Source organism: Pseudomonas serboccidentalis, from assembly GCF_028830055.1.
GTDB classification, from domain to species: domain Bacteria; phylum Pseudomonadota; class Gammaproteobacteria; order Pseudomonadales; family Pseudomonadaceae; genus Aquipseudomonas; species Aquipseudomonas serboccidentalis.
On sequence record NZ_CP101655.1, the window covers coordinates 2,452,503 to 2,472,194 of the forward strand.

Consider the following 19,692-nt stretch of genomic DNA (forward strand, 5'->3'; position numbering starts at 1 on the left):
CGAGCAGGCTCGCTCCCACATTTTTATCTCGACTAGACCCTTGAAGTCAGTTCGAAGCCTTCGCCTTGCCGGCATTTATCAGCACGACCACCGCCAGCAGTGCGGACAGAATCGAACCCAGCAACACGCCAACCTTCACCGAGTCGACCAGGTGCGGTGCGCCCGGGAACGCCAGCGCGCCGATGAACAGGCTCATGGTGAAGCCGATCCCGCAGAGTAGGGCGACGCCGTACAGTTGCAGCCAGCTCGCGCCTTGCGGCAGTTGCGCCAGACCACTGCGAATCGCCAGGGCACCGAGGCCGAGGATGCCGATCTGCTTGCCGAACAACAGGCCCAGCGCGACGCCCAGCGGTACCGGCTCAAGCAGGTTGCTCGGAGATATGCCGCTCAGGGACACACCAGCATTGGCGAAGCCGAAAATCGGCACCACGGCGAACGCCACCCACGGGTGCATTTTTTCTTCGAGGTACAGCAGCGGCGAATTGTGCTCGTCTTCCGGGTTACCCAGTGGAATGCACAGCGCCAGAATCACCCCGGCGAGGGTCGCGTGGATGCCCGATTGCAGCATGAAGAACCACAGCAGGGCGCCGGCGATCAGGTACGGCAAAAGCTTTTTGACGCCGCAACGGTTGAGGATCACCAGGAACGCAATCACCGCCAGCGACGCCAGCAGCATGCTCACCGACAGGCCGCTGGTGTAGAAAATGGCGATGATCACCACCGCGCCCAGGTCATCAAGAATGGCCAGGGCCGAAAGGAAGATTTTCAGCGAGACGGGCACCCGTTTGCCCAGCAGCGACAGCACACCCAAGGCAAAGGCAATGTCAGTGGCAGCGGGAATCGCCCAACCGCTCAGGGTTTCTGGATTGCCCCAGTTGATCGCGACATAGATCAGCGCCGGCACCAGCATGCCGCCGAGGGCAGCGAAACCTGGCAGCGCGCGCTGACCCCAGGTCGACAACTGGCCGGCAAGCATTTCGCGCTTGATCTCCAGGCCCACCAGCATGAAGAAGATCGCCATCAGGCCATCATTCACCCAATGCTCGATCGACAAGCCGGCGATCTTGATGTGCAGGGTCGAAAAGTATGTGGCTGCCCACGGCGAGTTGGCGATCAGCAGTGCGGCGAGGGCAGCGGCCATCAGGATCAGGCCACCGGCGGATTCGGCGGCGAAAAAACGCGAGAGAAAGGCCATCGCAGACGGTGAGCCCTGGCGGGCAGGGGCAGATTGCAGGCGTGACGGATCGTGGCTCATAGGCACGGCAACTCCGCGCGGCGGCCCGACCTGCGCTGAATTAAACCTGCCCTGCCGCGTTGTTGCGGTGGCACCCGGGCGGCATTTTACACAATAGGCGGGGGCTTGGGGGGAACGCGGGCGCGGTTTCGGCGCGGCGTGGCGCCGGCCAGCAATTTCTCGAGATGAAGAAACGTTTCCAGATGTGTGCTTAGCTGTACGCCGTTCGTTTCAGTCTCTGACCCCTTTAAAAATGAAAACAACATTCATCGCTTTACTCGTTTTTTTATCAATCACTCAAACATCCCTGTCCTTCGCGGAAAATGCCAACGGCAAGAATCTCTATACACAGCGCTGTGCCGTGTGCCACGGCGCAGATATCAAGGCGACAGGGCCATTGGCCAATAAAAGCAATCCGCCGACACCTGACCTGACAACCTCCGCGTTCAAGAAGCGCCTGAATGATTATCCGGGCGTTATCGTGTCCTCGATAATCCTTCGCCCCAACGGCAACCTGATTCCCAAAACCTTGCAGGACAACGGCGTAAAGATCGCGCCGCATGCCTGGAGCGTTAAGGATTTTCGCGATCTGCATCAATACATGAGTGAGGTGATTTCCAGATCACGATGATCCCGGGATGAGGGGCACAATGCCGATGGCAACTTCAACGGCAATGACCTCCAGGTGGACGGGCAGTACGGCGGCGTTGATTTCAGCTCGCCACAATCGACGCGGCTCAGACTTTGAGTGTTTTGCCGCCGATCGCCACTGCCACCAACAGCACCGCCATCAACCCGAAAGCAAAACTCAAACTGCTGGCATGGGCGACGAAGCCGATCACCGCCGGCCCCGCCAGAATCCCTGCGTAACCCAGCGTGGTGATCGCCGGCACCGCGATGCTTTCCGGCATCACCGTTTGCTTGCCCACAGCGGTGTACAGCACCGGCACGATGTTCGAGCAGCCAGCGCCGACCAGCGCATAACCCACCAGCGCCGCCTCCCAGCTCGGGGCGAAGGTCGCGAGAAACAGGCCCGCCGCCGCTAACAGACCGCCGAACAGAATGATCCGCGTGGCACCGACACTGCGCACGATCCGGTCACCCATCAAGCGTCCGGCCGTCATGGTCAGGGCGAAGGCGGCATAACCCAACCCCGCGTAGGCCGTGTCGATTCCGCGTTCCTGCGCCAGGAACACCGCGCTCCAGTCCAGCGCCGCGCCTTCGGTGAGGAACACGATGAAGCACATGCCGCCGATGAACAGCACAATGCCGTGTGGAATGGCGAACGCCGGCCCCGAGCTTTCACTGCCGTACGGCAGCATGTGCGGCACCGCTTTGAACAGCGCGCCGATCAACACCGCCACCACCACCAGCATCGCCGCCAGCGGCGTCAGCCCGAGGCCGAGCAGGGCACTGACACCCGCCGCGCCGACAATCCCGCCGAGGCTGAACAAGCCGTGAAAGCCCGACATCATGTGCTTGCCGCTGGCGCGTTCGACGATCACCGCTTGCAGGTTGACCGTCGAATCCACTGTGCCGAGCCCGGCGCCGAACATGAACAGGGTGGCGATCAACGCCGGAATCGACGACACCGTCGCCAGCAACGGCAACGCCGCGCAAATCAGCAGCGTGCCGCCGGTGGCCACTTTGCGGCAGCCGAACCGCGTGGCGAGAATCCCCGCCAGCGGCATCGCCAGAATCGAACCGACCCCCAGACACAGCAACAGCAGGCCCAACGTGCCTTCATCGAGTCCGGCCCGGGCCTTGGCGTACGGCACCAGCGGCGCCCACGCGGCAATGCCCAGCCCGGCGATGAAAAAAGCGATGCGCGTCGACATCTGTTGCAGGCGTCCGGGGACGAAGGTGTCTTGGGGGTTGAGGCTGGTCATATCGATCCTTGGCAAAAAACGTCGCGTCCCCGAATGACAATGCTCGCGCATCGAGGTTCGATCGCAAGACTCGGGGAAGTGCAGCCGACATCCTAACCTGTGGGAGCGAGCTTGCTCGCGAATGCAGTGCATCAGGCAGTGAATATGGCGACTGACACGCCGCCTTCGCGAGCAAGCTCGCTCCCACAGGGATCTGCGCATGACAGCAGATTTGTGAGCGCCCGCTATTAAATGTGGGAGCGAGCCTGCTCGCGAAAGCGGTGGTTCAGGCGACATTGTCTAACCTGATACTGCGCTCTCGCGAGCAGGCGAACGCCTACAGGGGATCGCGGTTTACAGTGATGGATTCGACAAGGTGAGTGAGGCCGGTGATGACGCAGTTCTATGACGCGCGGGGCAATATTTACGGGGTGATTTCGCCTGAGGCACTTCGCGAGGCGGGGATCGATTTGCCGATCAGTGCCGCGCAGTGTGCGTTGTCGAGACCGGCGTGGAGCCAGGCAGCCATTGCCCTGTGTTGCGAATGGCCTGAGGGGCTGCGTCCGGCGGGGAGCAAATCGCACCGCAGCGATGGCTTATTGATTGGGCCGTTTCAGTCGGCAGCGCCATTCGACGTGCTGATCGTCAACACCGACGGCACCCTGGCCGAGCGCAGTGGCAATGGCCTGACGATCTTTTCCCAATCCCTGCTCGAGCAGGGGCTGATGCCGGCGGAAGGCGCGTTGCTAAGGGTGCATCACGACAAGGGCGATGCCGTGCAAACCTCGGTGAAACTGGCCGAAGTCGAAAGCGTTAACGGCTTCTGGCTGGACCTCGGGCAACCGGGTTTCGGGCCATCGGTGGTGGGGGCACAGACTGTTGAAAACCGTGAGTTCAATGGTCATGAAGTCAGCCACGTTGCGCCATTGGCCCAGCTCGATCCCGCGTGGCAGCACAGCCAGTTCGTGCGCCTCGGCAACCCGCATTGCGTGACGTTGCTGACCGACGTTGCCGCGTTGCCGAACAACTCACAAATGCGCCAATCGCCATGGGCAGAAGGCCTGACCCGAATCGCCTACGCCATGCCCACGGGCGCTGGCCAACCGTGCCCGGCGGGCGTCAATCTGCAGTGGGCCGCGCGCGAATCAGCGCAACGCATCGTCGCGCGGGTGTTCGAGCGCGGGGAAGGGCCGACGGCGTCTTCCGGCACCAGTGCCAGTGCGGTGGCCTGTGCTGCATGGGCGGTGGGCTGGGTGGTGAGCGGTGAGGTGCATGTGGTCATGCCGGGCGGGACGGCGCCTGTTTTGCTTGAGGAAGAGCGGGGGGAATTGGTGCGGGTCAGATTGTTCGGTACGGCGCGATTGATGGGTTGAAGCGGTAATCGTTTTCGCGAGCAGGCTCGCTCCCACAGGGTTGCGTGGTGGACACGAAGGCTGCGATCTTTTGACTTTGATTCTCAAAACAAGATCAAAAGATCGCAGCCTGCGGCAGCTCCTACAGGGGCGCTCTATCAATTCACATGGCTGCTGAACTCCACCACCGGCATCTGCCGCTTCATCAGCACTTTGCCGCCGCGAATCGAATACAGCGGCAGACCCTGGCTGCGGATCACTTCGTAATCGCTGTCTGCCGACAGAATCAGCAGGTTGGCCGGGCGGCCCTGTTCCAGGCCGTAACGGTCGCCCAGGTGCATGGCCCTGGCGCTGTTGTCGGTGACCAGGTCCAGCGCGTTCTGCAGGTTGCGGTAGCCGAGCATGTGGCAGATGTGCAGCCCGGCCTCGAGCACACGCAGGATGTTGCCGTTGCCCAGCGGGTACCATGGATCGACGATGGAGTCCTGACCGAAACACACGTTCATCCCGGCTTCGAGCAGCTCGTTGACCCGGGTCACGCCACGGCGTTTGGGGAAGTTGTCGAAGCGCCCCTGCAGGTGAATGCTTTCGGTCGGGCACGAGACAAAACTGATCCCGGAATGCCCGAGCAGGCGGAACAGTTTGGCGCAATAGGCGTTGTCATAAGAGCCCATCGCCGTGGTGTGGCTGGCGGTAACCCGTGCGCCCATGTCGCGGCTGCGCGCTTCTTCGGCGAGCACTTCGAGAAAGCGCGAATGCGGGTCGTCGGTTTCGTCGCAGTGCACGTCCACCAGGCACCCGGTGCGCTCGGCCAGGTCCATCAGAAATTTCACGGAGCTGACGCCCTGATCACGGGTGTACTCGAAATGCGGGATGCCGCCGACCACATCGGCGCCCAAGCGAATCGCTTCCTCCATCAGCTCGCGACCGTTGCGGAACGACTCGATGCCCTCCTGCGGGAACGCGACGATTTGCAGGTCGATCAAGTGCCGGGTTTCTTCGCGCACTTCGAGCATCGCCTTGAGCGCTGTGAGCTGCGGGTCGGTGACGTCGACGTGGGTGCGCACGTGCTGGATGCCATGGGCGGCCAGCGCCTGAATGGTCTTCTTGGCGCGGGTTTTGGTGTCTTCTTCGGTGATGGTGACTTTGCGCTCGCCCCAGCACTCGATGCCCTCGAACAGCGTGCCGCTCATGTTCCAGCGCGGCTCGCCGGCCGTCAGGGTGGCGTCGAGGTGGATGTGCGGTTCGACGAAGGGCGGCACCACCAGATTGCCGCCGGCGTCGAGGTCGCCGGGGTTGAGGGTCGGGGCTTCGGTCTGGCGACCGATGCTGCGGATCAGACCGTCCTCCAGGTGCAATTCGTGCAAACCGTCCTGGTTGCGCAGTCGGGCGTTGATGATGTGCATCAGGCGAATCCTTCTTATAGGTCTTGTAGTGGCGCAGTGGCGCGACGGGCGCGGAGCAGGCCGGTGACGATGACATACGTTAGCGCGGCGGCGGCAATCCCTACCAGCGGCGCGACCCACGGCGAGTGGAACGCAGCGAGCGTGCCGACCGCGTAAGCCCCCAGCCCCGGCCAGTTGAACGCCGGTAGCCGTGCGTCGGCCAGACGCGGATAGCGCCCGCGCCAGCGGAAGAAAAAGTCGGCCATGATCACTCCGCCAATCGGCGGGATCACCGTGCCCAGCAGAATCAGGTACGGCACCAGCATGTCGTACATGCCCAGCAAGGCGAGCAGGGTGCCGATCACCGCGCCCGCCAGAGTCACGGTCTTGCGTCGCCCGGTGCGCAGCAGGTTGCAACCGGCGACGGCGAAGTTGTAGATGGTGTTGTCCTGAGTGCTCCAGATATTGAGCAACAGCATCGCCATCGCGGCCATGGCGAACCCTTGCAGCAGCAACACTTCAACCACGTCCGGCTGTTGATAGACGATCGCACCGTAGGCGCCGATCAGCACCATCAGGCCGTTGCCGACGAAGAAACCGATCAGGCTGGCCAGCACCGCCACCCGCGCCGAACGCGAGAAGCGTGTCCAGTTGGTCGCCTGGGTCGCGCCGCTGACGAAGGTGCCGAACACCAGGGTGATGGCGGTCGACCAATCCAGCGAACCCGTCGGCACCACACTGAGCAAACCTTCGAGGCCGCCGACTTTCACCGTTGCCACCCACATCGACAGCATCAACAGCAACATCATTGCCGGCACCGCGATGTACGACAGGATCTCCAGGCCGCGATAACCGACATACGCCGTGGCGCAGAACATCAGGCCGAACAGCACCATCAGGCCGAGCACCGTGCCTTGATCCAGGGCGAAGTATTTGCCAATCACCACGGCAGCGGTCGCGGTGCCCCAGGCGTACCAGCCGATCTGGGTGAAACCGAGGATCAGGTCGCTGAGCTTGCTGCCGACCTCACCGAAACAGAACCGCCCCATCAGCACCGAGTTGAGACCGCTCTTGAAGGCGATGTACCCCAGGCCTGCCGCGTACAGCCCGAGCAGCAGATTGCCGACGATGATCACCACAAGCATCTCGCTGAAACTGAACGCCACACCGAGCTTGCCGCCGGCAAACATGGTCGCGGTGAAAAACGTGAAACCGAGCAAGACCATGGCCGTGGAGGCCAGGCCTTTGCGGGCATGCATGGGGACTTCGCTGAGCGGGTAATCGTTACCAGGATCGTTCTGCGTCATGGGGCGGTCCTTGCTGGAATGGAGGAGACGCGGGGGAGGGTTGCAGTGGTCGTGCCAAATGCCGGGTGGCGCGGGTTATGTATAGACGAGTCGCGTCGGCAGGCGCGAAAACAGTGCACCTGAACAGACCGAGGCCCAATGTAGGAGCTGCCGAAGGCTGCGATCTTTTGATCTTGTTTTAAAAAGCAAAATCAAAAGATCGCAGCCTTCGGCCGCTCCTGCAGGTGGATAGGTGTTGGGTCAGAGGAAGCGCAGCAGGGCGGCGACGATGGCTTCGGGGGCGTCTTCCTGAACGAGGTGGCCGGCGTCGGGGATCGGGTGAAATCGTGACCCCGGGATCATCTGCTGTAACGCGCGGCCACGCTCGACGGGAATCCACTGATCGTCTTCGCCCCAAAGAATCTGCACCGGGCAGCGAATCGTTGGGTACAAACCTTCGGCCTCACGGGTGTAGCGCTCGTCCATCTGCGCGATCTGCCGATAGAACGCCGCTTGCCCCGGATCGCCGAGCCACGGTTGCACGTAGGGCGCCAGTTCGGCGTCAGGGATGTCGCGGTGAATCGCCCCGCGAATATACGTCGGGACGATGGCGCGCTGGATGTAATCCGGCAGCCCGCTGAACGCCGCTTCATGCTGGCGCACATGCTGCACGAACGGCGAACCCCACGGCGTCAGCGCCACCGGATCGATCAGCGTGAGGCTGCGGTAGTCCTTGCCATTGAGCAAATGCGTGCGCAACGCGGTGGCGCCGCCGAAGTCATGGGCGACGACGTCCGGGCGCTGGAGGTTCCAGTGATCGAGCAACTGCGCCAGTAGCTGATTCTGCACGCCGAGCGAGACATCGGCCTCCGGTTGCGCGGAGCGCCCGTAACCCAGCAGGTCGAAATAATGCACCCGGTGACTGGTAAAGAAATGCGGCGCGATGCGGTGCCACACGTAGGACGAAAACGGTGTGCCATGCACGAACACCAGCGGCGGGCCGTCACCGCGCACGGCATGGCGCACTTGATGCCCGTTGAAGTCAAAGACCTGATCCAGCAGCCAGTCCGTCATCGGCCTGTCCTCTTGGCGGGTTTGAGCCAAAAAGCATAGGCATAAAAAAACAGCCGTGAAGGTTGTTCTCTATTTTCCTGACCAACACCATTTCCTGTAGGAGCTGCCGCAGGCTGCGATCTTTTGATCTTAAAAATCAAGATCAAAAGATCGCAGCCTGCGGCAGCTCCTACAAGGGAATCGGTGTTGAATCACTCACCGCGATAAATGCAACCGCTGGTGCACGTCTCGTGAATCCGGATCGCGCTCAGTTCCGGCAGCAGTGGTTTGAGTTCATTCCAGATGAATTTGGCCAGCACTTCGCTGGTCGGGTTTTCCAGGCCGGGAATATCGTTCAGGTAGTTGTGGTCGAGACGCTCGTACAGCGGCTTGAAGATCGCCTTGATCTCGGAGAAATCGCGGATCCAGCCGGTGTGCGGATCGAGGTCGCCGCTCAGGTGAATCGCCACCTTGAACGAGTGACCGTGCAGGCGTCCGCATTTGTGGCCGTCCGGTACGTGCGGCAGGCGGTGGGCGGACTCGAATGTAAATTCCTTGAAGATTTCCACAGTATTTTCGGCTCTGTTCAGGTGGCGTTCGCCGCAGCGATTCGGGCAGGCGGCGAGTTTACCAGCTTGTGTTTGGCGATGCGGGAAAACACTGACTAAAGGGTCAGCAAGCGCTCGGCGAGGCGACCGTTGGCGCTCAGCTCGAGAAATTCGTCGCCCAGTCGCCGGCTCTCGTCCATCGCCGCGTGCCAGTATTTCTGCCGGCTCGGTGCGTCGCCCATGAAGCGTTTGAAGTCATTGCGGTCGGGCAGTTTGCCGTAGGGCAGGCGCGCCAGGTACTCCTTCGACGGCGCGAGCAACAGCACGTCCTGCAAGCGCTCGACCGAGGCACGGCGCCAGGGCAGGGTCTTGTCGAACCAGCCGGGGATCACCCTGTCGGTGAAGTGCGGATAGAGCACGATGCCGTCGCCGCTGTAGGGCAGGTCGAGGTGATAGTCAAGCAGGCCACCATCGCGGAACGTGCCGGCACCGGCGCCCGGCAGGTCGCGCACGCCTTCCATGACCATCGGGATCGAACCGGACGCGAGCAGCGCTTGACGCAGGTTACTCGCATTGAGGGCGACGAAGCGCGACGGGAAGTCATGCAGCGCATTGACCGGCGGGGCGAGGCGCGGGTCGTGAATGATCAGGCGTTCGAAGTGTCGCGACAGCCGTGCGCGGCCGCGCAGGTTATCGGCAATCACCGAACCCAGCGCCAGACCGAGGCGGCCGCGATGGTCGTCGGCCAGGCGCCCGTGGCTTTTGACCACCATGATGTTCAGGCGGTAGTCGGCGTTGTTGAGGATGCTGGCGTCGCGGCCGTCGAGCAGGTCATTGAGCATGCGCTGCGAGCTCTGGCTGATCTCGGCCATGGTCACGCCCTTGTTGAAATTCTGCTCGGCGTACAGCTGGCCGAGCCGGCGGATGCCTTCGGCGGCGTCCGGCAGACAGGCGCTGGCGAAGCGCCAGGAGCCGACCGACGCACCGATCAGCGAGCGCTCACGCGGCGCGCTCGGCAGCCATTCGCCGAACAGCGCCAGATCCAGCCCCTGAATCCCCAACGCCTTCGGACCACCTGCCGCACCGGGCAGTGTGCCGACGTCAGCGGCGTTCAGGCCCTGGGCACGAATACGCGCCATGGCCCGAGGGCCGGCCTTGAGGGTGAGGGCGGGGAACTTGATGTGGATGGCGGTCATACCGGTCTCGATCGTTAGCAAGCGAACAATTATAAGCACATGTTGCCGCTTTTGTAGGAGCTGCCGAAGGCTGCGATCTTTTGACTTTTAAAAGCAAGATCAAAAGATCGCAGCCTGCGGCAGCTCCTACACGGGGGCATGTGTTGAGCCGGGGCAATGATGGCAATTCAGTTTCAGTTAAGTTCATCCCGCTAAGGTGCCCACCGTAGCTGCACATAAAAATACGGAGACACCCATGAAAACCCTGACTGCCCTGTCCATTGCCACGATCATCGGCCTGACCGCCAGCCTCGCCCACGCCCGCGATCTTGGCCCCGATGAAGCCCTGCGCCTGCGCGACGCTGGTACTATCGTCTCCTTCGAGAAGCTCAACGCCACGGCGCTGGCCAGACACCCGGGTTCGACCATCACCGATACCGAGCTGGAAGAGCAGTACGGCAAGTACATCTACCAGATCGAAATGCGTGACCCGCAAGGGCTGAAGTGGGACCTGGAACTGGACGCGGTCAGTGGGCAAGTGCTCAGGGATCATCAGGATACTTAATGAAGCCGTATTTGTTACAGCCACGCACCGGGAGCCGCCTGGCCCTGGTGCTATTGGCATTCTGCTCGGTGGCGGTGGCCCGCGACCTGGACCAGGACGAAGCCCTGCGCCTGCGGCAGCAGGGTGTGATCCTGCCGCTGGAGCAAGTGCTGCAAAAGGCGCTGGATCGCTATCCGGGGGCCAAACTGCTGGAAGTCGAGCTGGAGGAAAAGCACGACGTCTATGTTTATGAAGTCGAACTGCTGACCGTCGAGGGCGTCGCGCGCGAACTGCACCTGAAGGCCGACAGCGGCGAATTAGTGAAAGACAAGGAAGATTGAACGATGCGTTTGCTTCTGGTGGAAGACCACGTGCCGCTGGCCGACGAATTGCTCGCCGGTCTGCAGCGTCAGGGGTATGCGGTGGACTGGCTGGCGGACGGGCGCGATGCGGTCTATCAGGGTAGCAGCGAGCCCTATGACCTGATCATTCTCGACCTCGGCCTGCCCGGCGTGCCCGGGTTGGAGGTGCTGGCGCAATGGCGTGCCGGTGGGCTGTCGACCCCGGTGCTGATCCTCACCGCCCGCGATTCCTGGGCCGAGCGCATCGAAGGCCTGAAGGCCGGTGCCGACGATTATCTGACCAAACCGTTCCACCCCGAAGAGCTGCACCTGCGGGTGCAATCGCTGTTGCGTCGCTCCAAGGGCCAGGCCAACCAGCCAACGCTGAAGGCGGCCGGCCTGCATCTGGATGAGGGTCGCCAGTGTGTGATTCGCGACGGCAGCGAGATTCAACTGACCGCCGCCGAATTCCGCCTGCTGCGTTATTTCATGCTGCACCCTGAACAGATCCTGTCGAAAACCCACCTCGCCGAGCACCTTTACGACGGCGAGACCGAGCGTGATTCCAACGTCCTCGAAGTCCACGTCAATCACCTGCGGCGCAAGCTGGGCAAAGCCGTGATCGAAACCCGTCGCGGCCAGGGTTACCTGTTCGGCGGGCAAGCTTCGTGAGGTCGATCCAGCGCCGTTTGAGCCTGGGGTTGATCAGCGTGATGGTGATCGTCGGCCTGGTGCTGGCGCAAACCAGCCTGTGGTTGTTCGAAGTGGGGCTGCAGCGTTATCTGGAAGCCGGACTGCGCAACGACAGCGAAAGTCTGCTGGTGGCGCTGGTGCGTGGCCCGCAAGGTTTGCAGCTGGATGAGCGACACCTGTCGCCGGCGTATCAGCGACCGTTTTCCGGGCATTACTTCCGCATCGATTTTGCCGACAGCCATTGGCGTTCGCGTTCGCTGTGGGATCAGGACTTGCCGCTGCTTGAGCATCCTGGCCTGCACAGCAACCTGCAATTGGGCCCGGACGGCCAGCAGTTGCTGGTGTTGCGTTCCGATTACCGGCGCCTCGGGCAGTCGATCTCGATCAGCGTCGCCCAGGATTACACCCCGGTGCGCGAGAGTTTTCAGCGCATGCGTCAGATCGGTCTCGGCCTCGGGCTGACCGGTTTGCTGCTGATCCTGCTGCTGCAGCGCATCACCGTGCGCCGCGCCTTGCGCCCGCTGGAACGCGCCCGCGAGCAGATCGCCCAGTTGCAGCAGGGCCAGCGTTCGCAACTCGACGATCAGGTGCCGGTGGAGCTTGAGCCGCTGGTGGCGCAGATCAACCATTTGCTGGCGCACACCGAAGACAGCCTCAAGCGCTCGCGCAATGCACTGGGCAATCTGGGCCATGCCTTGAAAACGCCATTGGCGGTGCTGTTGAGTCTGGCTTCGAGCGAAAAACTCGATGCCCATCCCGAGTTACGCAAGATCCTCAAGGAACAACTGGAACAGGTGCAGCAGCGGCTTAATCGTGAACTCAATCGTGCGCGGTTATCCGGTGATGCGCTGCCCGGTGCACTGTTCGATTGCGATGCGGAACTGCCGGGACTGCTGGCGACGCTGAACATGATCCACGGCGAGCACTTGAGCTTGAGCTACGTCGCGCCACCGGGGCTGCAACTGCCGTGGGATCGTGAGGATCTGCTGGAACTGCTCGGCAACCTGCTGGACAACGCCTGTAAATGGGCAGACGCCGAGGTGCGCTTGAGTGTGATCGAGCGTACCGACGGCTTTGCCCTGAGCGTGGAAGATGACGGCCCGGGGATCCCCGAAGGGCAGCGCGCTCAGGTGTTCAGCCGGGGCACGCGGCTGGATGAACAAACCCACGGGCATGGCTTGGGGCTGGGGATTGTCCGGGATATCGTCGAGACGTGGGGCGGGTTGCTGGTGTTGGGCGAGAGCGAGTGGGGCGGGTTGAAGGTGGTGATCGAGTTGCCACGCCGCTAATCCCTGTAGGAGCTGCCGCAGGCTGCGATCTTTTGACTTTGGATTTTTAAAAAACAAGATCAAAAGATCGCAGCCTGCGGCAGCTCCTACAGTGAAATAGCGGGGAACTGTCAGACGCGGAACTGATCCATCAGACTCTGCTGCTGATTCGCCAGGCTGTTCAGCGACTGGCTCACCCGCGCCGACTCGTTGGCCTGCCCGGACAGCGATTCAGTCACGTCGCGAATGGTCGCCACGTTGTTGTTGATCTCCTCGGCCACTGCGCTCTGTTCTTCCGCCGCGCTGGCGATCTGCAGGTTCATGTCGCTGATCACCGTCACCGCATCGCCGATCTGGCGCAGTGCGGTCACCGCTTGCCCGACCTGTTCGACACTGCCCTGAGCCTGGCGATGGCTATTGCCCATGGAACCGACCACGTCCTGGGTACCGGTCTGCAGTTGTTCGATCACCTGACGGGTTTCTTCCACCGACTCTTGCGTGCGGCGGGCGAGGTTGCGCACTTCGTCGGCGACCACGGCAAAACCACGCCCGGCTTCACCGGCACGCGCCGCTTCGATCGCCGCGTTGAGCGCCAGCAGGTTGGTCTGTTCGGCGATGGCGCGGATGGTTTCCAGCACGGTGCCGATCTTCTCGCTGTTGGCGGCCAGGCCTTCGACCTGGACCATCGCCGCGCTCATGTCGGCGGCGAGGGTGTCGATGCTCGCGGTGGTGCGGTCGATCACGGTCAGGCCCTGACGGGTCGCGCGGTCGGCGTCCTTGGCCGCTTCGGCGGCTTGCGCGGCACTGCGGGCTACGTCCTGGGCGGTGGCGCTCATTTCGTGGGACGCGGTGGCGACCTGATCGACCTGCCGGTATTGCTGCTCCATGCCGGCGCTGGTCTGGGTGGCGATGGCCGAGGACTGGTCGGCGGTGTTGCGCGCGTCCTGCACCGAGCGTTTCACTTCGGCGATGATCGGCTGCAGCTTGTCGAGGAACTTGTTGAACCAACCGGCCAGTTGACCGAGTTCGTCCTGCTTGTCGTAGGCCAGGCGGCGGGTCAGATCACCTTCACCGCTGGCAATGTCTTCGAGCATGTTGGCCACGCCGAGGATCGGCCGGGTCACGCTGCGCGCCATCAGCCACACCAGCAGCAGGCCGACCAATGCCGCGAGCACGCCGAGGCTCAGTTCGATCAGGGTGCCTGAATGGTTGCTCGCATCCAGTTGCTGCTTGAGCGCTTCGGCGCGGCTGACCAGAACCTTTTCCGGCACGTCGAGCAACACGGCCCACGACGGGCCGCCGGGGATCGGCTGGAACGGCGACAGCACTTTCAGCTGGCCGTTGCTGTGCAGGCTGCTGACGCTGCTGCTGGCCGTGAGTTGACGCAGCAGTTCGGCGCCGCTGACGGTGTCCACGGCATCCAGACGCTTGCTCAGCTTGCCGGCGTCCGGGCTGTAACCGGCGAGCAGGCCGGTGGGGCTGATGATGCTCACGGCGGTCTGGCCGTCATAGAGCTTCTTGCTCGCGCCCTGGCTGATCGCTTGCAGGCTGTTGAGGTTGATGTCCACCGACAGCGAGGCGATGACTTTGCCATTGACTATCAGCGGGAAGACGATGCTGGTCATCAGCACGTTCTGGCCGTCGATCACGTAGAAGTACGGTTCGATCACGCACGGCTTGAGCGTGGTGCGCGGGCAGGTGAACCAGGCGTTGGCGGCCTGACCGCTGGGGCCGGTGCTGGTGTCGGCCATGTCGCTTTCCGGCAGGGCCATCGAGGTGACTTTGCCCGGGGTCGGTTGCGACCAGTACAGGGCAAAACGGCCCTTGTCGTTGCTGCCCAGCTCGGCCTGACCGGCGAACAGTTCATCCTTGCCGTCCAGCGCGTTGGCTTCGAACACCAGCGACAGGCCGAGCAGTTCCGGGTTGGCCTGCAGCGCGGATTTGACCTGACGGGTCATGTCTTCGCGCAGGTCGAAGGCATCGAGGAAGCGCTTTTCTGCCTGTTCACGCAAAAACAGCACCTGACGCGAGAACCCGTGGCCGTATTGATAGGCGTCCATGAACTGCTGGCGAATGCCGGCAGCCTGCACTTCACCTTGCGATTCAATGCGCGCCTGGGCCGACTCGGTCAGCATCTCCATGCTCGAAGCTTTCACCAGCTCGGAGCTGTGCTCCATGCGGTACAGCGAAAGACCCACCAGCAGGGTCACGATGCCCGCCAGGCAAAGGCCGGCGAGCAGGGTGATTTTCCATTGAATGGAAAGTTGTCTGAGCGACATGGCGACGTCCTTATTCGATAAATATCTGAGACTTTGCACTGTAACGGCTGCGTTTCGGCTTTCTTTATGTTGGCAGCGCAATAGGGCCGATTGCCGCATGTCAGCGATACTCATGCAGGCGATCAGATACCTGTGGTGAGGGGGCTTGCCCCCGTTGGGTCGCAAAGCGGCCCCGAATTCCTGCAGCCAAAACGAGTTCACTTGTATTGCGACTGCTGCGCAGTCGAACGGGGGCAAGCCCCCTCGCCACAGGGTTCTGCGTTGATAGTTACATTCAGTTCAGCCGCTCGCTTTGACACCGCCGCCACTCTGCGGCACAGTGCGCGCCCTTCTAATAAGACCCTCTTTGCAAATCCGCCGGTGCTCCGTGGGCGGACTCATCCTGTCTGGTGGTGATGGTTTTATCGCCGTGTTTTTGAGGTAGTGAAATGAATGCAGTGATTGCTGCGGTCGGCGTCATGCTGATCCTCAGCCTGTCCCGTGTGCACGTGGTGATCGCCCTGATCGTCGGTGCGTTGGTCGGTGGCCTGACCGGTGGTCTGGGCATCGACGCCACGCTCAAGGCGTTCAACAGTGGCCTGGGCGGCGGGGCGACCGTGGCGTTGTCCTACGCGTTGCTCGGCGCTTTCGCCGTGGCGATTGCCAAGTCCGGCCTGGCCCATGCATTGGCCGACAAGGCGCTGGCGATGGTTGATCGGCAACATGCGACCGGTGGCGGTAACGTCAAATGGCTGTTGATCGGCCTGCTTTGGGTGGTGGCGATTGCTTCGCAGAACATCCTGCCGATCCACATTGCGTTCATTCCGTTGTTGGTGCCGCCGCTTTTATATGTGCTGACCAAGTTGCAACTCGATCGCCGCCTGATCGCCTGCGTCATGACCTTCGGCCTGATCACCCCGTACATGTTCCTGCCGGTGGGTTTCGGTAACATCTTCCTCAATGAAATCCTGCTGGCCAACGTCGCGCGCAGCGGCGTCGACATCAGTGGCATCAACGTCACCCACGCCATGGGCATTCCGGCGCTGGGCATGGTGTTCGGCCTGGCGATGGCGTTCATCAGCTACCGCAAGAAGCGCGTCTACGACCTGGCGAAGATCGAGCAAGTCGAGCAGGTGGCGGTGCAGTACAACCCGTTGAGCCTGATGATTGCCGGTGTGGCGATTGCGGCGGCGTTCATCGTGCAACTGCTGCTGGACTCGATGATTATCGGGGCGCTGGTCGGTTTTCTGATCTTCTCGGTGTCCGGCATCGTCAAGTGGCGCGAGACCGATGACCTGTTCACCGAAGGCATGAAGATGATGGCGATGATCGGTTTCATCATGATTGCCGCGTCCGGTTTCGCCGAAGTGATGAAGGCCACCGGGCAGGTGCAGACCCTGGTCGAATCGTCGGCGTCGTGGATCAACCACAGCAAAGGCGTCGGCGCGCTGCTGATGTTGCTGGTGGGGCTGCTGGTGACCATGGGCATCGGTTCGTCGTTCTCCACCGTGCCGATTCTGGCGGCGATTTTTGTGCCGCTGTGCGTGCAACTGGGCTTCAGCCCGCTGGCGATCGTCTGCATTGTCGGCACCGCCGGGGCGTTGGGCGATGCCGGTTCGCCCGCCTCGGACTCGACCCTCGGCCCGACCTCCGGCCTGAACATCGACGGCCAGCACCACCACATCTGGGACACCGTGGTGCCGACCTTCCTGCACTACAACCTGCCATTGCTGGCGTTCGGCTGGGTGGCCGCGATGGTCCTCTGATTAAAAGCTGAAGATCAAAAGATCGCAGCCTTCGGCAACTCCTACACCAATCTCTGTAGGAGCTGCCGAAGGCTGCGATCTTTTTTTGGGTTCAACTTTTGCTTGCGCGTGCCGTTAACGCCTTTAACCACGCCAATAAAACCAAAAGAGTGAGCCCCCCAATGCGCTTGAGTCTCAAGGCCAAAGTCCTGTCCCTTGCCGTCCTGCCGGTGTTGCTCTTTGCGCTGGTCATCAGCCTGACCACGCTGTTCATCCTCCAGCAACAGGCGCACACCGAGGTCGAGCAGACCCGCGAACGTCTGCTCGTCGACGCCAAGGCCACGCTGCAAAGTTACGTTGCCGTGGCCATGACCACGATCAAGCCGCTGTACGACGCAGCCGCCCCCGGTGACAACGAAGCGCGGGCGCAGGCGATCAAGCTGCTGTCGGGCATCCGCTACGGCAAGGACGGTTACTTCTTCGGCTACGATTCCGAGACTGTGCGCCTGTTCAAGGCCAACGACCCCGAAGGCGTGGGCAAAAGCTTCAAGGACAACCGCGACCCCAACGGCGTTTACGTCAACCGCGGTCTGGTGAGCGTGGCGAAGGACGGCACCCACTATCTGCAATACAGCTCGCCGCTGCCGGGCAACGCGCAGGTGCTGGTGCCGAAACTCGGTTACACCGAATACCTGGCGAAGTGGGACATGGCGGTGGGGACCTCGGTCAACCTCGACGGCATCGAAGCGCAAGTGGCGTTGGTCGAGGCGCAAGTGCAGGAGCGCATGCAAGGCGTGATCCTGAGCATCGTCGGCGTGGCGGTGCTGGTGCTGTTGGTGATCGCCGCAGCGGGCCTGCTGCTGGCCAACACCATTCTGCGTCCGCTGACCCTGATGAAAGCCAACCTCGATGATATCGCCGCAGGCGAGGGCGACCTGACGCGCCGGCTGAACATCACCAGCCAGGATGAACTCGGCGAACTGGCCGGCTCGTTCAACCGTTTCGTCGACAAGATCCACGGCCTGGTGCGGCAGATCACCGAGATGACCACGCAACTGACCGGCCTGGTGACCCAAGTGTCGGATCAGGCTCAGCGCTCCGATCAGGCGATGGAGCGTCAGCGCCACGAGACCGATCAGGTCGCCACGGCGATCAACGAGATGTCCGCCGCTGCTCAGGAAGTCGCCAAGAGTGCGCAGAACGCGGCGGTCGCCGCGCAGCAGACCGATGAAGAAGGCCAGAGCGCCAAACGCGTGGTGGCCGGCAGCATCAAACAGATTCATGCGCTGGTGGATGACATTCGCAGCAGCGGCGTGTCGCTCGACAGCCTGCAGCAGGACGTGTCGTCGATTGTCGGCGTGCTCGGGGTAATCCGCTCGATTGCCGAGCAGACCAACCTGCTGGCGCTGAACGCCGCGATCGAAGCCGCACGCGCCGGGGAGGCCGGGCGCGGCTTTGCGGTGGTGGCGGACGAAGTGCGGGCGCTGGCCAGCCGCACACAGATCAGCACCCAGGAAATTCAGGGCATGATCGATCGCTTGCAGGCGGGCACGCAGTCGGCGGTCGAGGCGATGCGCCGCTCCAGCGAAGCGGGCGATGGCACCTCGGCGCAGGCCAATCAGGCCGGGGCGTCGCTGGATGCGATGGCAGAGCTGATTGCGACCATCAACTCGATGAACGCGCAGATCGCCAGTGCGGCGGAGGAGCAGACGGCGGTGGCCGAAGAGATCAACCGTAGCGTGCATCAGATCGCCGTGGCGGTGGACAGCGTGGCGGATGAGACCCAGTTGGGCGCGCAGACCTCGCGCAGTCTGGCGGAGCTGGGGCAGCGGCTGGGCAAACTCGTAGGCCAGTTCCGTATCTGAAACCCACCGCAGAACGCTGTGTAGGAGCTGCCGAAGGCTGCGATCTGTTGACTTTGATCTTTTAAAAGCAAGATCAAAAGATCGCAGCCTTCGGCAGCTCCTACAGGGAGCGTGCATGGCTCAAGGTCTGTCCCAGTAGGGCACTTCGCCGAAGCATTCGACAAAGAAATCAATCACCGTACGCACCTTCACCGACAGCCGCCGGCTGCCCGGCCACAGCACCGCAATCTGCTGCGGCTCCAGACTGTTCGACACTTGATACTCGCCCAGCACCGGCACCAGCGAGCCTTCGCGCACCGCTTCGCCAATCAGCCATGACGGAAACATCACCAGCCCCAGGCCTTGTTCGGCGGCCTGGGTGAGGGTGTCGGCGTGGTTGCCGGTGATCGGGCCTTTGACCGAGTAGGGTGTCCAGTCGCCCTGATCCTGACGGAAGAACCAGCGCTGCTGGCCGGTCGCGCCTTTGTAGGCCAGGCACTGGTGCTGCGCGAGGTCGTCGGGATGTTGCGGCGTGCCGTGGCGCTTGAGGTACGCCGGGCTGGCCGCGACTTGAAAGCGGTGCGGCGCGAGAATCCGTGCCTGCATGCTCGAATCGTGCAGCGGGCCGATGCGGAACAGCAGGTCGGCGCCTTCCTGCAACGGGTCGACGTAATGGTCGGTCTGCTGGATGTCCAGTTGCAGCTTCGGATAACGTGCACACAATTTGCCGAGCCACGGCGTCAGATGCCGTTGGCCGAACACCACCGGCGCGTTGATCCGCACCAGTCCGGTGGGTTCGCTTTGCTGTTCCTGCAACGCCTGTTCGGCCTCCTCCAGTTGCACCAGCACCAGCCGCGCATGGTGACCAAGCATGCGTCCGGCCTCGGTCGGGCTGACGGCGCGGGTGTGGCGGTAGAGCAATTGCTGGTTCAGTGCCTGCTCCATCAACTGGATCTGCCGCGAAATCGAAGAGGGCGCCACGCCCTCGCGGCGGGCCACTTCGGAAAAACTGCCATGGTCGAGCACCGCCACAAACAGCCTGAGTGCCTTGAATCCGAGTTCATTGAGCCCGTGCATGAATCGTCCTGCTGTGCGAGA

Annotated in this window: 17 protein-coding genes and 2 pseudogenes; 9 read left to right on the plus strand and 10 right to left on the minus strand. The window is 62.4% G+C overall.

Translation table 11 applies throughout. The features are described from left to right. Nucleotides 1-46: 46 nt before the first annotated feature. Nucleotides 47-1,255, minus strand: a complete 1,209-nt coding sequence (nhaA, locus tag NN484_RS11160; RefSeq protein ID WP_274659293.1) for a Na+/H+ antiporter NhaA — start codon at nucleotides 1,253-1,255, stop codon at nucleotides 47-49. Nucleotides 1,256-1,487: 232 nt separating this feature from the next. Here nhaA and NN484_RS11165 point away from each other — a divergent pair, with 232 nt between their 5' ends. Continuing rightward, nucleotides 1,488-1,865, plus strand: a complete 378-nt coding sequence (locus NN484_RS11165; protein WP_127652126.1) for a c-type cytochrome — start codon at nucleotides 1,488-1,490, stop codon at nucleotides 1,863-1,865. Nucleotides 1,866-1,971: 106 nt separating this feature from the next. Here NN484_RS11165 and NN484_RS11170 read toward each other — a convergent pair whose 3' ends face one another. Beyond that, the gene (locus NN484_RS11170) at nucleotides 1,972-3,123 is read right to left on the minus strand and encodes an MFS transporter (RefSeq protein ID WP_215501027.1); all 1,152 of its coding nucleotides are present in this window, start codon (nucleotides 3,121-3,123) and stop codon (nucleotides 1,972-1,974) included. Nucleotides 3,124-3,494: 371 nt separating this feature from the next. Between NN484_RS11170 and NN484_RS11175 the strand changes: the two genes are divergently transcribed. Next, a complete protein-coding gene (locus NN484_RS11175) occupies nucleotides 3,495-4,475 on the plus strand; it encodes a diaminopimelate epimerase (RefSeq protein ID WP_274659111.1) in 981 nt (326 codons plus the stop codon). A gap of 137 nt (nucleotides 4,476-4,612) precedes the next feature. Here the strand turns inward: NN484_RS11175 and codA are convergent, their stop codons facing one another. The 5 genes from codA to NN484_RS11200 all read right to left on the minus strand — a co-directional run bounded on the left by codA (nucleotide 4,613) and on the right by NN484_RS11200 (nucleotide 9,922). Next, the gene (gene codA, locus NN484_RS11180) at nucleotides 4,613-5,860 is read right to left on the minus strand and encodes a cytosine deaminase (protein ID WP_215501025.1); all 1,248 of its coding nucleotides are present in this window, start codon (nucleotides 5,858-5,860) and stop codon (nucleotides 4,613-4,615) included. Between the two features lie 14 nt (nucleotides 5,861-5,874). Continuing rightward, nucleotides 5,875-7,146, minus strand: a complete 1,272-nt coding sequence (gene codB, locus NN484_RS11185; RefSeq protein WP_274659112.1) for a cytosine permease — start codon at nucleotides 7,144-7,146, stop codon at nucleotides 5,875-5,877. 240 nt (nucleotides 7,147-7,386) lie between these two features. After that, complete coding sequence (locus NN484_RS11190; protein WP_274659113.1) at nucleotides 7,387-8,199, minus strand: alpha/beta fold hydrolase; 813 nt, start codon at nucleotides 8,197-8,199, stop codon at nucleotides 7,387-7,389. Between the two features lie 191 nt (nucleotides 8,200-8,390). Further along, nucleotides 8,391-8,747, minus strand: a complete 357-nt coding sequence (gene queD / locus NN484_RS11195; RefSeq protein ID WP_007955941.1) for a 6-carboxytetrahydropterin synthase QueD — start codon at nucleotides 8,745-8,747, stop codon at nucleotides 8,391-8,393. Nucleotides 8,748-8,842: 95 nt separating this feature from the next. Beyond that, nucleotides 8,843-9,922 (minus strand): patatin-like phospholipase family protein, encoded by a 1,080-nt coding sequence (locus NN484_RS11200; protein WP_127652221.1) that lies wholly within the window; start codon nucleotides 9,920-9,922, stop codon nucleotides 8,843-8,845. A 235-nt stretch (nucleotides 9,923-10,157) separates the two neighbouring features. Here NN484_RS11200 and NN484_RS11205 point away from each other — a divergent pair, with 235 nt between their 5' ends. The 4 genes from NN484_RS11205 to NN484_RS11220 are packed head-to-tail and all read left to right on the plus strand — an operon-like array spanning nucleotide 10,158 to nucleotide 12,768. Beyond that, nucleotides 10,158-10,466, plus strand: coding sequence for a PepSY domain-containing protein (locus NN484_RS11205; protein WP_127652220.1), 309 nt, complete (start codon nucleotides 10,158-10,160; stop codon nucleotides 10,464-10,466). Continuing rightward, nucleotides 10,466-10,786 carry a PepSY domain-containing protein gene (locus tag NN484_RS11210; RefSeq protein WP_127652219.1) on the plus strand — a complete coding sequence of 107 codons (321 nt, stop codon included), beginning with the start codon at nucleotides 10,466-10,468 and terminating at the stop codon, nucleotides 10,784-10,786. The genes NN484_RS11205 and NN484_RS11210 overlap by 1 nt, the downstream gene beginning before the upstream one ends. Nucleotides 10,787-10,789: 3 nt before the next feature. Beyond that, nucleotides 10,790-11,458 (plus strand): response regulator transcription factor, encoded by a 669-nt coding sequence (locus NN484_RS11215; protein ID WP_127652218.1) that lies wholly within the window; start codon nucleotides 10,790-10,792, stop codon nucleotides 11,456-11,458. After that, nucleotides 11,455-12,768 (plus strand): sensor histidine kinase, encoded by a 1,314-nt coding sequence (locus NN484_RS11220; RefSeq protein ID WP_127652217.1) that lies wholly within the window; start codon nucleotides 11,455-11,457, stop codon nucleotides 12,766-12,768. Before NN484_RS11215 ends, NN484_RS11220 begins: the two co-directional genes overlap by 4 nt. A gap of 110 nt (nucleotides 12,769-12,878) precedes the next feature. Here the strand turns inward: NN484_RS11220 and NN484_RS27300 are convergent, their stop codons facing one another. Then, nucleotides 12,879-13,634 carry a methyl-accepting chemotaxis protein gene (locus tag NN484_RS27300; RefSeq protein ID WP_371262551.1) on the minus strand — a complete coding sequence of 252 codons (756 nt, stop codon included), beginning with the start codon at nucleotides 13,632-13,634 and terminating at the stop codon, nucleotides 12,879-12,881. 102 nt (nucleotides 13,635-13,736) lie between these two features. Further along, nucleotides 13,737-15,140 (minus strand): annotated as a pseudogene (locus NN484_RS27305) (PDC sensor domain-containing protein); the annotation flags it as partial. Between the two features lie 314 nt (nucleotides 15,141-15,454). Here NN484_RS27305 and NN484_RS11230 point away from each other — a divergent pair. The 3 genes and pseudogenes from NN484_RS11230 to NN484_RS27315 all read left to right on the plus strand — a co-directional run bounded on the left by NN484_RS11230 (nucleotide 15,455) and on the right by NN484_RS27315 (nucleotide 18,615). Next, nucleotides 15,455-16,771, plus strand: a complete 1,317-nt coding sequence (locus tag NN484_RS11230; protein ID WP_215501020.1) for a Na+/H+ antiporter family protein — start codon at nucleotides 15,455-15,457, stop codon at nucleotides 16,769-16,771. Between the two features lie 161 nt (nucleotides 16,772-16,932). Continuing rightward, nucleotides 16,933-17,757: pseudogene (locus tag NN484_RS27310) on the plus strand (cache domain-containing protein); the annotation flags it as partial. Between the two features lie 102 nt (nucleotides 17,758-17,859). Further along, on the plus strand, nucleotides 17,860-18,615 hold the full coding sequence (locus NN484_RS27315; protein ID WP_371260415.1) for a methyl-accepting chemotaxis protein: 756 nt from the start codon (nucleotides 17,860-17,862) through the stop codon (nucleotides 18,613-18,615). Between the two features lie 120 nt (nucleotides 18,616-18,735). Here NN484_RS27315 and NN484_RS11240 read toward each other — a convergent pair whose 3' ends face one another. Next, entirely contained in the window at nucleotides 18,736-19,671 is a 936-nt protein-coding gene (locus NN484_RS11240; RefSeq protein WP_274659115.1) for a LysR family transcriptional regulator, read from the minus strand. Between the last annotated feature and the right edge of the window lie 21 nt (nucleotides 19,672-19,692).